Origin of the sequence: Streptomyces sp. NPDC007189, from assembly GCF_040703635.1 — a bacterium.
In the GTDB taxonomy this organism is placed as follows: Bacteria; Actinomycetota; Actinomycetes; order Streptomycetales; family Streptomycetaceae; genus Streptomyces.
Genome location: NZ_JBEYEY010000006.1, coordinates 255879 through 269933, shown reverse-complemented (window position 1 = coordinate 269933; position 14055 = coordinate 255879). Strand labels below are relative to the sequence as shown.

The window sequence follows — 14055 nt, the reverse complement described above, 5'->3', positions numbered from 1 at the left end:
GGACACACCGGGTTCTTCCCGTACAACCCGCAAGCCCACGAGTCGGTCCACGAGCGGAGGGACAGGCGATGAGCGGTCAAGGCCCCCTGCACACCCCACCCCTCGCCTCGGGGGCGCACGGCCCCGCCGCCCTGCGCCCCCTCCTCGACACCGTCCTCGACGCCCTCACCGCCGGCACCCGGGCACGCGGCGGGCCACTGCCCGGCGGCGGCCCGCAGGCCGTCGCCGCCCGCGTCACCGCCGCCCTCGCCGACGTCCTGCCGGACCACGGCGACCCCGACGCCCTGCGCGCCCTCGTCCACGCCCTCGCCGAGGGCGCCGCCGACCCCGCCGACCCGCTGTGCGCCGCCCACCTGCACTGCCCGCCCCTCGCCGTGGCCACCGCCGCCGACCTCGCCGTCAGCGCCCTCAACCCCTCCCTGGACTCCTGGGACCAGGCCCCCGCCGCCTCCGCCCTCGAAACCGCCGTCACCCGCGCCCTCGCCCACGCCACCGGACTCGCCGACGCCCTCGTCACCACCGGCGGCACCGAATCCAACCAACTCGCCCTGCTCCTCGCCCGCGAGACCCACGGCGACGGCGTACGGCTCGTGTGCGCGGCCAACGCCCACCACTCACTGCCCCGAGCCGCCTGGCTGCTCGGCCTGCCCGACCCCGTCGTCCTCCCCGCCCCCCACGGCACCCTGGACCTCGCCGCCCTCGACCAGACCCTCACCACACTCCCCGGTCCCCTGCTCGTGGCCGCCACCGCAGGCACCACCGACGCCGGCCTCATCGACCCCCTCCGCGAGATCGCCGGCCTGTGCGCCACCCACGGCGCCCGCCTGCACATCGACGCCGCCTACGGCGGAAGCCTCCTGTTCAGCGACCGGCACCGCGACAAACTCCACGGACTCGACGCCGCCCACACCGTCACCCTCGACCTGCACAAACTCGGCTGGCAGCCCGTCGCCGCAGGCCTCCTCGCCGTCGCCCACCCCACCGAACTCACCGCACTGCACCACCGCGCCGACTACCTCAACGCCGACGACGACACCGACGCCGGACTCCCCGACCTGCTCGACCGCTCCCTGCGCACCACCCGACGCCCCGACATCCTCAAGATCGCCGTCACCCTCAAGACCCTCGGCCGCACCGGACTCGGCGCCCTCGTCGACCAGGTCTGCGACCGCGCACGCCGGCTCGCCGCCCTCATCGCCGAACACCCCGGCCTCGACCTCTACGACCGGCCCGTGATCAGCACCGTCCTGTTCCGGCCCACCGACGCCGACGACGACACCGTCGCCGCCGTACGCCGCAGGCTCCTGCACGAAGGCCGCGCCGTCCTCGGACGCGCCCGGCTCGACGGACGCCTCTGGCTCAAAGCCACCCTCCTCAACCCCCACACCCGACCGGACGACCTGGCCCAGCTCCTGAAACTCGTCACAGAAGGCACCCCCGCATGAACACCCCCCCACGACACGAGGCCACCTCCCCCCGCGACCTCGTCGGCATCGGCATCGGCCCCTGCAACCTCTCCCTCGCCGCCCTCGCCCACCCGCTCGCCGAACTCGACGCCGTCTTCTACGAACAACGCCCCGGCTTCGGCTGGCACCCCGGGCTCCTCATCGACGGCGCCACCATCCAAGTCCCCTTCCTCGCCGACCTGGTGACCCTCGCCGACCCCACCAGCCCCTGGAGCTTCCTCAGCTACCTCAAAAACCGCGAACGCCTCTTCCCCTTCTACTTCGCCGAGCACTTCCACATCCAGCGCGCCGAATACGACGCCTACTGCCGCTGGGTCGCCCAGAACCTCCCCGGACTGCACTTCAGCCACCAGGTCGACGCCGTCCGCTGGAACCCCGAAGGCGACGTCTTCGAAGTCGACTTCACCCAGCTCGACACCGAAGGCGAAGCCGAAGCACTAGGCCGCACCTACACCCGCAACGTCGTCCTCGGCGTCGGCAGCGAACCCTGCGTACCCGACCCCCTCAAGCCCCTCGTGGACACCCCCGGCGTACCCGTCGTCCACGCCGCCGACTACCTCGACCACCGCACCGAGATCCTCGCCGCCGACCACATCACCGTCGTCGGCTCCGGACAGTCCGGCGCCGAAGTCTTCCTCGACCTGCTCCGCCACCGCCCCGCAGGCCGCGAACGACTCCACTGGATCGGCCGCAGCGAAGCGTTCGCCCCGATGGAATACTCCAAACTCGGCCTCGAACACTTCACCCCCGACTACACCCGCTACTTCCACGCCCTCCCCGAACCCGTACGCGACCGGCTCGTCCCCGCCCAATGGCAACTCCACAAGGGCATCGACGCCGGCACCCTCGCCGCCATCCACGACGAGCTGTACCGGCGCACGCTCCACGGCGGCTGGCCCGACGCCGTGCTCACCCCCGGCGTCCGCGTCCGCACCGCCGGCCGCATCGCCACCACCAAGATCGAACTCCACTTGGAACACCTCCAGCAGGACAGCCGCTCCCGGCTCACCACCGACGCCGTCGTCCTCGCCACCGGTTACCGCGAACGCCCCCTCGACCGCATCCTCGCCGGACTCGACCCCTACCTGCGCCGCGACAAGAGCGAACGCCTGCGCATCGACGAGGACCACCGGCTCGTCCTCGACCCCTCGGTGACCGGCTCCGTCTACGTCCAGAACGCCGAACTGCACACCCACGGCGTCGGCGCCCCCGACCTCGGCCTCGCCGCCTGGCGCAGCGCCACCATCCTCAACACCCTCACCGGAAAAGAGCCCTACCCACAGCCCACCCGAACGGCCTTCACGACCTTCGGCCTGAGGGAAGACCGCCACCGGGTACCGCCCACCCGGCAGGTACGGCACCTCACACCACTCGTCGACGGAACGTGACCGCGGACCCGGCCACCGTCCGGACGGCCACCCGCATCAGCCCCCGCATTCAGCGGGCCGCCGACGGCCGTCCGGACACATCCGCCGCAATTCGCTCATCGGAGCGAGCGCTCGCACAATTCAACACTTGTCAATGACCCTTTACTCAAAGGTCCTTGAGTGGTCATGTGCGACCGATTCTCTACCCACCGGTAAGGCCTAGGCTCGACCTATGCGCCGAGCAAAGATCGTCTGCACTCTTGGGCCCGCCACCGACACATACGACCAGATCAAGGCACTGGTCGACGCCGGAATGGACGTCGCCCGATTCAATCTCAGCCACGGCACCCACGCCGAACACGAAGAACGCTACCGGCGAGTCCGCAAAGCAGCCGACGAAACCGGCCGCAGCGTCGGAATTCTCGCCGACCTCCAAGGACCGAAGATCCGGCTCGGCCGATTCACCGAAGGCCCCGTACTCCTTGAACGCGGCGACACCTTCACCATCACCGTCGAAGAAGGCGCCGAAGGCGACCGCCACCAGTGCGGCACCACCTTCGCCGGCCTCTCCGCCGACGTCACCACCGGTGAGCGCATCCTCGTCGACGACGGCAAAGTCTGCCTCGAAGTCACCGCCGTCGACGGCCCCCGCGTCCACACCCTCGTCATCGAGGGCGGCATGATCTCCGACCACAAGGGCCTCAACCTCCCCGGCGTCGCCGTCTCCGTGCCCGCCCTCTCCAAGAAGGACGAGGACGACCTGCGCTGGGCGCTGCGCACCGGCTTCGACGTCATCGCCCTCTCCTTCGTCCGCAGCGGCGACGACGCCAAGGACGTACAGCGGATCATGGCCGAAGAGGGCCGCCGCCTCCCGGTGATCGCCAAGATCGAAAAACCGCAGGCCGTGGAGAACCTCGACGACATCGTCGCCGCCTTCGACGGACTCATGATCGCCCGCGGCGACCTCGGCGTCGAGATGCCGCTCGAACAGGTGCCGATCGTGCAGAAGCGCGCCATCAAGCTCGCCAAGCGCAACGCCAAACCCGTCATCGTCGCCACCCAGATGCTCGACTCGATGATCGACAACGCCCGCCCCACCCGCGCCGAAGCCTCCGACGTCGCCAACGCCGTCCTCGACGGCACCGACGCCGTCATGCTCTCCGGCGAGACCAGCGTCGGCAAACACCCCGTCGAGACCGTACGCACCATGGCCAAGATCGTCGAAGCGGCCGAGGAGGACATGCTCGCCAAGGGCCTGCCCCCGCTCACCGAACGCAACAAACCCCGCACCCAGGGCGGCGCCGTCGCCCGCGCCGCCGCCGAAATGGGCGACTTCCTCGGCGCCAAGTTCCTCGTCGCCTTCACCCAGTCCGGCGACACCGCCCGCCGCCTCTCCCGCTACCGCTCCCCGATCCCCCTCCTCGCCTTCACCCCCGAACCGGCCACCCGCTCCCAGCTCAGTCTCACCTGGGGCGCCGAGACCTTCCTCGGTCCGCACGTGGACTCCACCGACGCCATGGTCGACCAGGTGGACGAGCTGCTGCTGAAGTACGGCCGCTGCGAGAAGGGCGACACCGTGGTCATCACGGCCGGCTCCCCGCCCGGCGTCTCCGGCTCGACCAACATGGTCCGCGTCCACCACATCGGCGAGGACGACAGCCCGAGGTGACACTCAGTGTTTCGGGCCGACGTGGGTGTCCATGAGGGCGACGGAGGTCTTCTTGGCGACGGAAATGTTGTACGGGCTGCCGTCGCGGGTGCAGTGGGTCCACTCGACGCCCAGCTTGTCGAGGGTGCTCGTATAGAGGTCCCGGATGTCCTCCGACTTGTTGGTGAAGAAGTAACGCGGGTATTCGTACCGCTTGCGCTCACCGGCGACCACGCGTGTCGTCCAGTTGGTGATCCGGCACCCGTCGGAGTGGATGAGGCCGCGGATGAACTCCCAGGGGTGAGCGTCGACGATGGCCTGCTGCCAGGGTTCGAGGACGATGGGCCGCTCGTGCTTCCTGCCGGGGCCGTGCTGGGGGAACAAGCGTGGCCCGTGCCGGGAGTAGCTGGTCACCATCGAGCACCCCTGCTTCTGAACGGCGTAGACACCGACGCCGGGACGCACCTTCGTGATGGCCTCTCGGCACTGCCGTAACAGGTCGGGCCACGCGTCGGCGCATGCGATCCTGAGGTAGTAGCCGGTGCGTGGGTGGGCGCTGATGCAGCCGTCGCCGAGATAGAGGCCAAGCAGGTAGGCGTAGGCGCTGTCGTCAGCCGGTGGTCCGGGGTCTGGTGTTACCGGACCAGGCAGGGGCTCCAAGCGGTGCTGCCACGAGCGGATGGCGGCCCGCGACATGCCGGTTTCCTTGCTGACGGAGTTCAGGCTGCGCCCCTGGGCCAGCAGTGCGAGGGCTCGCTTGCGTGTGCTGATGTCGTACATGTGGACACCATGCGAGAGGGCTTGCGGCGACACGCAGAGAAAAGCGGAGGATCACACGAAGGGAATCCTCCGCTTCGCGCGCTGACCTTGGAATCGAAGGAAAAGTGCCCCGGGTCGGACTCGAACCGACACTGTACGGGTTTTGAATCCGTTGCCTGCTGCCAATTGGGCTACCGGGGCTCGCAGAATCCAAGGTTTCCCCTGACCCTCCGCGCGTCCACCATACCGTAGCTAGGTAGGCTCTTGTCAGCAGTACCAGCCTGCCCTGGACCAAGGAGCCTCAGTGACCGCCCCCGAGTCGCCCCAGCCCGTAGACGTGCCCGACGACGACAAGTCGCACGTGCCTCCGCTGACGACCCGTGTCGTCATCGCCGAGGACGAGGCCCTGATCCGGCTCGATCTGAAAGAGATGCTGGAGGAGGAGGGGTACACCGTCGTCGGCGAGGCCGGGGACGGTGAGCAGGCCGTGGCGCTGGCCCGCGAGCACCGCCCGGATCTGGTGATCATGGACGTGAAGATGCCGAAGCTCGACGGCATCTCCGCGGCGGAGAAGATCGCCGAGGAGTCCATCGCGCCGGTGCTGATGCTGACCGCCTTCTCGCAGCGTGACCTCGTGGAGCGGGCCCGGGACGCCGGTGCGATGGCGTATCTGGTGAAGCCGTTCAGCAAGAGCGATGTCGTTCCGGCCATCGAGATGGCCGTCTCGCGCTTCACGGAGCTGAGGCAGCTGGAGAAGGAGGTCGCGGACCTCACGCAGCGTCTGGAGACCCGGAAGCTGGTGGATCGGGCGAAGTCGATCCTGCAGACGGAGTACGGCCTGACGGAGCCGGCCGCGTTCCGGTGGATCCAGAAGACGTCGATGGACCGCCGTATGTCGATGCAGCAGGTCGCGGAGGCCGTGATCGCTGACAACGAGGAGAAGAAGGCGGCCAAGAACGGCTGAGCGGCGTTCTTCGTACGACGCGGCCCGCACCCCGGTCTCCGGGGTGCGGGCCGCGTCGTCGTGTCCGTACGGTTCAGTCCTCGCCGAGGTAGGCCTTGCGGACGGATTCGTCGTGGAGGAGGTCCTGGCCGGTGCCGGACAGGACGATGTTGCCGACTTCCATGACGTGCCCCTGGTCGGCGAGGGAGAGCGCCGCCTGGGCGTTCTGTTCGACCAGGAGGATGGTGGTGCCCTGTGCCTTGAGTTCGGCGATGGTCGACATGATCTTCTGCATCATGATCGGTGACAGGCCCATGGAGGGCTCGTCGAGCATGAGCAGTTTGGGCTGGGACATCAGGGCGCGCCCCATGGCGAGCATCTGCTGTTCGCCGCCGGAGAGGGTGCCCGCGGCCTGCTTGCGGCGTTCTCCGAGGATGGGGAAGAGGTCGTAGGCGCGCTGGATGTCTTTTTCGATGCCGGGTTTGTCGCTGCGCAGGAAGGCGCCGAGGCGGAGGTTGTCCTCGATGGTCATGCGCGGGAAGATGTGCCGTCCCTCGGGGGAGTGGGCGAGGCCCAGGGAGACCACCTGGTGGGCGGGGACCTTCTTCAGTGACTTGCCGTTGAAGCGGATCTGGCCGCCGACGGGTTTGAGCAGGCCGGAGAGGGTGCGCAGGGTGGTGGTCTTGCCGGCGCCGTTGGTGCCGATGAGGGTGACCACCTGGCCGGCTTCGACCTTGAAGGAGATGCCCTTGACGGCTTCGATCTTGCCGTAGGCGACCCTGAGGTCCTCCACTTCGAGCAGTGCGGTCATCGGTCGTTCTCCTTGCCGGGCGCGGCGTCGTTCGTGTTCTCGGCGTTGCCTTCGGCCGGTTCGGCTGCCGCGGGTGCGTCCTCGGAGCCGGAGCCGGAGCCGGCGTCGGCCTCCGCGGCTTCGACTTCGGCGGCTTCTTCTTCGCCGGGGGCGTTTTCGAAGGGTTCGCCGAGGTAGGCCGCGATGACGCGTTCGTCGCCCTGGACGGTGGCGCTGTCGCCCTCGACGAGTTTCTCGCCCTGGACGAGGACGGCGACGCGGTCGCAGAGGTTGAAGATGAAGCGCATGTCGTGCTCGATGACGAGGACGGCGATGCCCTTGTCGCGGATGGCGAAGACGAGTTCCTCGGTGGCCCGGGTTTCCTGGGGGTTCATGCCGGCGGTGGGCTCGTCGAGGAGCAGCAGGCCGGGTTCGCTGGCGAGGGCGCGGGCGATCTCGAGTTTGCGCTGTTCGCCGTAGGGGAGGTTGCGGGCGAGGTGTTCGGCCTTGCGCTCCAGGCCGACGAACTCCAGGAGTTCCATGGCGCGTTCGCGGGAGGCCTTTTCGGCGCGGTGGAAGCCGGGGCCGCGCAGGAGTGCGGACCACAGGCCTTCTCTGGTGCGGGTGTGGCGGCCGACGAGGACGTTCTCCAGGACCGTCATGTTGGCGAACAGGCGGATGTTCTGGAAGGTCCGGGCGATGCCGGCGGCGGTGACCTTGAAGGACTTGGGCGGCAGGACCTGGCCTTTGTAGCGGACTTCGCCCTCGGTGGGGACGTACAGGCCGGTGAGGCAGTTGAAGAAGGTGGTCTTGCCGGCGCCGTTGGGGCCGATGAGGCCGACGATCTCGCCGGTGTTGACGGTGAGGTCGACGTTCCGTACGGCGGTGAGGCCGCCGAAGCGCATGGTGACGCCGCGGGCGTCGAGGACGGTCTGGCCGGAGGCGGGGGCGCCGGGGGTGGCGTCCTTGGTGGTGGTGTCGGTGGTCATGGTGGTCAGGCCCCTGCCTTGGTGAGGACGGCGGGCGCGTCGGTGTCTTCGTGGAACTCGAGTTGGCGGCGCCGGTTGGGGATGAGGCCCTCCGGCCGGAAGCGCATCAGGAGTACGAGCGCGACGCCGAAGGCGAAGAGCTGGTAGTCGCCCAGGAACTGGAGCTTGGCCGGGATGAGGTAGAGGAGGGCCGCGCCGACCAGGGGTCCGGAGATGGTGCCCATGCCGCCGAGGACGACGGCGGCGAGCAGGAAGGCGGAGTTGGGCGGGACGACGTGGGCGAACTGGTACTGCTCGGGCGTCACGGTGTAGGTGACGTGGGCCTGGACGGAGCCGGCGAGGCCGGCGAGGCAGGCGCCGAGGGCGAAGGCGATGAGCTTGACGCGGAAGCCGTTGATGCCCATGGCGAGTGCGGCGGTCTCGTCCTCGCGGATGGCGATCCAGGCGCGGCCGATGCGGGAGTCGCTGCTGCGCCGGAACACCACGACCACGATGAGGGTGATGAGCAGCATCAGCAGGAAGTAGTTCGCGAAGCGGCCGATGGTGGCGCCGAGGAACTGGTGTTCCTGGCCGAAGTCGAAGCCCAGGATGTCGAGGTTGGGGATGGAGGAGATGCCGTTGGAGCCGTTGGTGACGTCGGGGCCTGAGGTGCCGTCCATGTTGAGGACGGTGATGCGGAAGATCTCACCGAAGCCGAGGGTGACGATGGCGAGGTAGTCGCCGCGCAGGCGCAGGGTGGGGGCGCCGATGAGGACGCCGAAGACCATGGCGACGGCGGCGCCGAGCAGGGCCGAGGCCCAGAAGGGCCATTGGACGTGCAGCGGGGAGGAGGGGGAGCCGGAGACCAGGGCGGCGGTGTAGGCGCCGACGCCGAGGAAGGCGACGTAGCCGAGGTCGAGGAGGCCGGCGAGGCCGACGACGATGTTCAGGCCGAGGGCGACGGTGGCGAAGATGAGGATGTAGACGCCGATGGTCGCGTACTGGTCGTCGGACTGGGTGAGGGGGAAGGCGGCCGCGGCGACGAAGGCGCCGGTCATGGTGATGATGCGGTGCCGTGCGGTGATCGCCGAGAGGCGGGAGACGAGTCCGGCCTTGACGAGGGTGGCGAAGCCGAAGCCGGCGGTGATGAGGAAGCCGATGAACAGCTCGTCGTAGGAGGTGTCGATGCCGTAGGAGAAGACCGCCAGGCCGATGGCCATGGCCGCGGCGATGACGAGGATCTCGGCCCAGGCGGGGAGTTTGCGGCCGGGGCGCGGGGTGTCGGCGGCGAAGGAGGCCTTGAGGACGTTCCACTTCTGCCGGGTGTTGTGCCTGAACAGTTCCCAGCCGGTGTCGTCGGGGTCGGCGGGGTCGGGTTCGGGTCGTTCGAAGGGCAGGGCGAGTGCGCCGACGAGGGCGGCGAGGGTGGCGACGGCGACGACGAAGCCGCCGGGTTCGAGGTTGACCAGTCCGCCGAGTTCGCTGCTGATGGCGATGACGGTGTACCAGGCGGTGGCGAAGGTGCCGAGTGCGGCCATCTTCAGGGCCGCGTCGGGGGTGCCGGGGGTGAGCCAGCCGAGGCCTTTGATGCCGTAGGAGGCGAGGCCGAAGAGGGTGGTGAGGATGCCGCCGATGAGGACGAGGACCTGCAGGCCGCCGGGGTAGCCGTAGACGGTGAGGTCGCCGGGAAAGTCGGTGGTCCAGGTCCAGGACAGGAAGGTGGAGGCGATCGCGAGGGCGCCGCCGCCGGTGGCGAGGGCTCGTCCGAGGGGGGCCGGCAGACCGATGAGGCCGGAGTGGGTGGCCTCGGGTGCGGTCGTGGTCTGCGGGGTCTCGGGGGAGCCGGATGCGGTGGTCTGTGTGGTCATCGCGATCACGCCCTGTCCGCGACGCGCTCGCCGAGCAGGCCCTGTGGCCTGAACAGGAGCACGAGGATGAGGAGTACGAAGGCCCAGACGTCTGCCCAGGACTGGCTGCCGAACTTGTCCATGCCGGGGATGTCCGCGATGTACGCGGTGGAGAGGGCCTCGGCGACGCCGAGGACGAGTCCGCCGAGCATGGCGCCGTAGATGTTGCCGATGCCGCCGAGGACGGCCGCGGTGAAGGCCTTCAGGCCGAGGATGAAGCCCATGCGGAAGTCGATCTGGCCGTATTTCAGGCCGTAGGCGACGCCGCCGACCGCGGCGAACGCGGCGCCGACGGCGAACGCGACGACGATGATGCGGTCGGTGTTGACGCCCATCAGCTTCGCGGTGTCCGGGTCCTGGGCGGTGGCCTGCATGCCGCGGCCGGTGCGGGTGCGCATCACGAAGTAGGCGAGGATCGCCATGCTGATGGGGGCGGCGGCGACCAGGAAGATGTCACCGGTCTGGATGGTGACGTTGCCGATGTTGAAGGGGCCGCCGGGGATGCTGGGGAAGGTGCGGGCGGACTTCGCCTGGGGGTACCAGGCCCAGACGGCCTGCTGCAGCGCCAGGGAGAGGCCGATGGCGGTGATGAGGGGCGCGAGGCGCGGGGCGTTGCGCAGGGGGCGGTAGGCGAACCGTTCCGCTCCGACGGCGACGGTGACGGCGACGAGGATGGCGCCGATCAGCATCAGCGGCAGGGCCACCCACATGGAGGTGCCGTCGGGAAGGATGTACGCGTAGACCGTGAGCGCGCCGAAGGCGCCGGTCATGAAGATCTCGCCGTGGGCGAAGTTGATGAGCTGGACGATGCCGTAGACCATTGTGTAGCCGATGGCGACCAGCCCGTACATGGATCCTAGTAGCAGGCCGTTGACCAGCTGCTGCGGCAGCTCGTTCACCGCATGTCCTCCGGGACGTTCGGGAAGTTCGACGGATGAAGCCGGATGCGAGTCCGCGCGGGGCGCCAGTGGAACAGCGCCCCGCGCGGCTCTCGGCAGGTGCGGGTGTGGGGGTCAGCCGCCGTTGTAGGTGCCGGACTCCACGGCCTTCCAGGCGCCGTTCGTCACGGAGTAGACGGTGAGCTGCTTGTTGGTGGCGTCACCGTACTGGTCGAAGGAGACCTTGCCGGTCACGCCGTCGAAGGAGACGTTCTGCAGGGCGGCGGTGACCTTGGCGCGGGCGTCGGAGGGCAGCTTGCCGCCGTTGTCGTCGACGACCTTCTTCACGGCCTCGATGATCGACCAGGCGGAGTCGTAGGAGTAGCCGCCGTAGGCCGCGTACTCCTCCTTGTAGCCGGCTGCCTTGTAGTTGGCGACGAAGTCCTTGGCGGAGGGGAGGGTCTCGACCGGGGCGCCGACGGAGGTGGCCATGTCGCCGGTGGCGGCGCTGCCGGCGAGCTTGATGAAGTCGTCGGCGTAGATGCCGTCACCGCCGACGAGCGGGATGTTGGCGCCGGCGGACTTGATCTGCTTGCTCAGCGGGCCGGCCTGCGGGTACTCGCCGCCGTAGTAGACGACCTGGGCGCCGGAGTTCTTCACCTTGGTGGCGACCGCGGAGAAGTCCTTGGTGTCCGGGTTGATGTGCTCGGTGCCGACGACCTTGCCGCCGAGCTTCTTGAACTCCGAGGTGAAGGTGGCGGCGAGGCCGGCGCCGTAGGTCTTCTTGTCGTCGATGACGAAGACCTTGGTCTTCTTGGCCTTGTTGTAGACGTACTGCGCGGCGAACGGGCCCTGGATGGCGTCGGTGGTCGCGGTGCGGAAGTACGACTTGTACGGGCGGGCCTTGGTCTTCTGCCAGTCGGCGCCCTGGGTCAGGGCGGGGTTGGTGTTGGCGGGCGAGACCTCGACCAGCTTGGCGTCGTCGAAGACCTTCTGCATCGACTCGGCGACGGAGGAGTTCAGCGGGCCGACGACGCCGAGGACGCTGTTGTCGGAGACGAAGGCGGAGGCGTTCTGCTGGCCCGAGGAGGGCTGCGCCTGGTCGTCCTTGGCCGCGATCTTGAAGGTGACGCCCTTGACGTAGTTCTTCTTGTTGGCCTGGTTGACGGCCAGGTCAACGGAGTTCTTGATGCCCAGGCCGAGCGCGGACAGGTCGCCGGTCAGTGGGGCGTCGACGCCGATGGTGACGGTGGTGCCACCACCCTTGCCGGAGTCGGAGCCCTTGTCGCCGCTGTCGCGCGAGCCGCAGGCGGTGAGGGTGAGTGCTCCCGCTGCCAGCGCGGCGGTGATGGCGATGAGCGAACGTTGACGCACGATCAGTCCTTTCCCCTGGACGACCGCTTCCCCCTGGAAGCGGTCGAGCCGCGCGCCCGACCGAAGTGACAAGCCCAAGAGGCAATTGGGGGGCGCGGTGACTGGCCGTGACTCTAAGCGTGTGTGGGGAACGTGGAGGAGTGTCTGGCCAATGCTGTGACTCTCTTGTTATGACACGACGTAATGCAGAGCGGTACGGCGTGGGAGTTAGGGCGGAATTCCGGCCGATTCGCCCCGTCCGCAATGTGAGAATCCGCAGGACCCACCATGATCAATTCAGGTGTCTCGAGGGTTTTGGTGATGACGTGGTGCTGTTGCCGCAGGCGGCTTTCAGTGCCCGGGAGAGATGCCGGGCGTAGCGCGTGCCGAGGATGTAGCTGTGAATCTGTATTGCGCGCGTATTACGCAGAGTTACGTCCAGAAAAGGAAGCCCGGCGTCCATGGGCAGATTTCCGCATCGGGTCACGTGCATGGTGATGGTGATCCTGCGGTCCGAACCTGCCCTTGTCCGGAACGGCGCCGGCGGGTCCGTCACCAGCGAGAGTCCCGCGTACGGCTGGGTCACCCGGGTCACGGTGACCGGTGGCCCGGACTCGACGCTCACCAGCACCGCGAAGCTGAAGCTGCGGGGCGGGGCGCCGGCCGGGGTGGGACGGCCGCTGGCGTACTCCACCTCGACCACCTGGGCGGGGTACGGCGCCGGGGGTGGTGGCTGCTGCCGGGGGCGGGCGGCGTAGAGGTAACCGCCGCCGGCCAGGAGGGCGGCCACCGCGGCGAACGCCAGCGTGGCGCGCCGATGTCGGGCGTAACGGGTCGCCAGGAACAAGCGAACGCGCGCCGCGCGGTCGGCAGTTGGGGACGTGGGGTGCCGCAGGTCCCACGCGTGCGTGCCCTCGCCCGGCTCCAGGGGGCCGATGCCGCTCATTGCCAGGGGCCTCCACTCGGGGTTCCGTGCCGATACCGCTCGACGCAGGCCGCGTGCGCCTGACGGTCGATCAATTTCTTCGCGGCAGCGGTGCCTTGACGCCGTTTCGCGACCCGCGCGGCGTCGACGACCTCGCGCAGGATCGCGTACTGCCCGTTGGACAGGCCCATCGACTGGTAGTCGCCGTAGGTGCCACTGTCGAGCACTTCACGGGCCCAGTGCGCGACGAGGCGGGTGCAGAGGGTGGCGGGGGAGGTGGGGGAGGTGCGAGTGGGGGTATCGGAGGTCGGCGAGTTGGGGGAGTCGGTGGCCGTGGAGACGGTGCCGGGGTCGAGCGCGGCGGGCCGGTCGCAGGCCGTCGTACAGAGCAGTGCCGGCAGCGCCAGCCCGAGCACCAGGAGCCTCGCCCCCGGCCGGGGGTTCCCTCGCCGTCCCATGAGCAGAAGCTAAGGGGAGGGACGGCGGAGGGCAACGGGCCGGTGCGGGCGGGCCGGGGCGGCGGGAGCAGTGGGCCGGTGTACGAGCGGGCCGGGGCGGTCAGGCGCCGGCGGGCGGGATCACGGCCGCGTCGGTGGGGCGGGCGTCGCGCAGGAGACAGGTCAGCCGGGCGGTGCACACGCGGCGGCCCTCCTCGTCGCTGATCACGATCTCGTACGTCGCCGTCGACCGGCCCCGGTGCACCGGCGTGGCCACGCCCGTCACCAGGCCGGAGCGGACCCCGCGGTGGTGCGTGCAGTTCAGGTCGACGCCGACCGCGATCTTCGAGCTGCCGCCGTGCAGCATGGAGCCGACCGAGCCCAGGGTCTCCGCCAGCACCGCGGAGGCGCCGCCGTGCAGCAGGCCGTACGGCTGGGTGTTGCCCTCCACCGGCATGGTCCCGACCACCTTCTCCGCCGAGGCCTCCAGGATCTGCACACCCATCCGCGTGCCGAGGTGCCCGGCCGAGAACAGGGCGGGCAGGTCGACACCGAGCGCCGCGTACTCGTCGACGACCTCCTGCGGGAACTGAACTCGCTGCTGCTCACCCATG

General features: G+C 69.2%; 13 protein-coding genes and 1 tRNA gene. 4 read left to right on the top strand and 10 right to left on the bottom strand.

Annotation, left to right across the window (positions count from 1 at the left end):
• The first annotated feature begins 68 nt into the window (after positions 1 to 68).
• The 3 genes from AB0950_RS15430 (at position 69) to pyk (ending at position 4502) form a co-directional block, all read left to right on the top strand.
• The gene (locus AB0950_RS15430; protein WP_360571416.1) at positions 69 to 1445 is read left to right on the top strand and encodes an aminotransferase class V-fold PLP-dependent enzyme; all 1377 of its coding nucleotides are present in this window, start codon (positions 69 to 71) and stop codon (positions 1443 to 1445) included.
• Positions 1442 to 2854 carry a SidA/IucD/PvdA family monooxygenase gene (locus AB0950_RS15425; RefSeq protein WP_360150259.1) on the top strand — a complete coding sequence of 471 codons (1413 nt, stop codon included), beginning with the start codon at positions 1442 to 1444 and terminating at the stop codon, positions 2852 to 2854. Before AB0950_RS15430 ends, AB0950_RS15425 begins: the two co-directional genes overlap by 4 nt.
• 211 nt (positions 2855 to 3065) lie before the next feature.
• The gene (gene pyk, locus AB0950_RS15420) at positions 3066 to 4502 is read left to right on the top strand and encodes a pyruvate kinase (protein ID WP_366778692.1); all 1437 of its coding nucleotides are present in this window, start codon (positions 3066 to 3068) and stop codon (positions 4500 to 4502) included.
• A 3-nt stretch (positions 4503 to 4505) separates the two neighbouring features.
• Here pyk and AB0950_RS15415 read toward each other — a convergent pair whose 3' ends face one another.
• Complete coding sequence (locus AB0950_RS15415) at positions 4506 to 5261, bottom strand: helix-turn-helix domain-containing protein (RefSeq protein ID WP_366778690.1); 756 nt, start codon at positions 5259 to 5261, stop codon at positions 4506 to 4508.
• Between the two features lie 105 nt (positions 5262 to 5366).
• Positions 5367 to 5441: transfer RNA gene (locus AB0950_RS15410), tRNA-Leu, on the bottom strand.
• Positions 5442 to 5544: 103 nt separating this feature from the next.
• Between AB0950_RS15410 and AB0950_RS15405 the strand changes: the two genes are divergently transcribed.
• A complete protein-coding gene (locus AB0950_RS15405; RefSeq protein ID WP_360150268.1) occupies positions 5545 to 6204 on the top strand; it encodes a response regulator in 660 nt (219 codons plus the stop codon).
• Between the two features lie 73 nt (positions 6205 to 6277).
• Here the strand turns inward: AB0950_RS15405 and AB0950_RS15400 are convergent, their stop codons facing one another.
• From AB0950_RS15400 to AB0950_RS15365, 8 genes are all read right to left on the bottom strand, one after another.
• Positions 6278 to 6994 carry an ABC transporter ATP-binding protein gene (locus AB0950_RS15400; protein WP_360150271.1) on the bottom strand — a complete coding sequence of 239 codons (717 nt, stop codon included), beginning with the start codon at positions 6992 to 6994 and terminating at the stop codon, positions 6278 to 6280.
• Positions 6991 to 7962: an ABC transporter ATP-binding protein gene (locus tag AB0950_RS15395; protein WP_360571410.1), complete on the bottom strand. Its 972-nt coding sequence runs from the start codon at positions 7960 to 7962 to the stop codon at positions 6991 to 6993. Before AB0950_RS15395 ends, AB0950_RS15400 begins: the two co-directional genes overlap by 4 nt.
• Before the next feature lie 5 nt (positions 7963 to 7967).
• The gene (locus AB0950_RS15390) at positions 7968 to 9809 is read right to left on the bottom strand and encodes a branched-chain amino acid ABC transporter permease (RefSeq protein WP_360571408.1); all 1842 of its coding nucleotides are present in this window, start codon (positions 9807 to 9809) and stop codon (positions 7968 to 7970) included.
• A 5-nt stretch (positions 9810 to 9814) separates the two neighbouring features.
• Entirely contained in the window at positions 9815 to 10747 is a 933-nt protein-coding gene (locus tag AB0950_RS15385; protein ID WP_366778689.1) for a branched-chain amino acid ABC transporter permease, read from the bottom strand.
• A gap of 114 nt (positions 10748 to 10861) precedes the next feature.
• Entirely contained in the window at positions 10862 to 12100 is a 1239-nt protein-coding gene (locus tag AB0950_RS15380) for a branched-chain amino acid ABC transporter substrate-binding protein (protein WP_360150283.1), read from the bottom strand.
• A gap of 271 nt (positions 12101 to 12371) precedes the next feature.
• The gene (locus AB0950_RS15375) at positions 12372 to 13025 is read right to left on the bottom strand and encodes a Tat pathway signal sequence domain protein (RefSeq protein WP_360571405.1); all 654 of its coding nucleotides are present in this window, start codon (positions 13023 to 13025) and stop codon (positions 12372 to 12374) included.
• The gene (locus AB0950_RS15370; protein ID WP_366778688.1) at positions 13022 to 13462 is read right to left on the bottom strand and encodes a hypothetical protein; all 441 of its coding nucleotides are present in this window, start codon (positions 13460 to 13462) and stop codon (positions 13022 to 13024) included. The genes AB0950_RS15375 and AB0950_RS15370 overlap by 4 nt, the downstream gene beginning before the upstream one ends.
• Before the next feature lie 100 nt (positions 13463 to 13562).
• Positions 13563 to 14054: a hotdog fold thioesterase gene (locus tag AB0950_RS15365; RefSeq protein ID WP_366778687.1), complete on the bottom strand. Its 492-nt coding sequence runs from the start codon at positions 14052 to 14054 to the stop codon at positions 13563 to 13565.
• Between the last annotated feature and the right edge of the window lies 1 nt (position 14055).

Coding starts and splice junctions, on each gene's coding strand:
- AB0950_RS15430 (WP_360571416.1), top strand. CDS start 69: ATGAGCGGTCAAGGCCCCCTGCACACCCCACCCCTCGCCTCGGGGGCG.
- AB0950_RS15425 (WP_360150259.1), top strand. CDS start 1,442: ATGAACACCCCCCCACGACACGAGGCCACCTCCCCCCGCGACCTCGTC.
- pyk (WP_366778692.1), top strand. CDS start 3,066: ATGCGCCGAGCAAAGATCGTCTGCACTCTTGGGCCCGCCACCGACACA.
- AB0950_RS15415 (WP_366778690.1), bottom strand. CDS start 5,261: ATGTACGACATCAGCACACGCAAGCGAGCCCTCGCACTGCTGGCCCAG.
- AB0950_RS15400 (WP_360150271.1), bottom strand. CDS start 6,994: ATGACCGCACTGCTCGAAGTGGAGGACCTCAGGGTCGCCTACGGCAAG.
- AB0950_RS15395 (WP_360571410.1), bottom strand. CDS start 7,962: ATGACCACCGACACCACCACCAAGGACGCCACCCCCGGCGCCCCCGCC.
- AB0950_RS15390 (WP_360571408.1), bottom strand. CDS start 9,809: ATGACCACACAGACCACCGCATCCGGCTCCCCCGAGACCCCGCAGACC.
- AB0950_RS15375 (WP_360571405.1), bottom strand. CDS start 13,025: ATGAGCGGCATCGGCCCCCTGGAGCCGGGCGAGGGCACGCACGCGTGG.
- AB0950_RS15370 (WP_366778688.1), bottom strand. CDS start 13,462: ATGGGACGGCGAGGGAACCCCCGGCCGGGGGCGAGGCTCCTGGTGCTC.
- AB0950_RS15365 (WP_366778687.1), bottom strand. CDS start 14,054: ATGGGTGAGCAGCAGCGAGTTCAGTTCCCGCAGGAGGTCGTCGACGAG.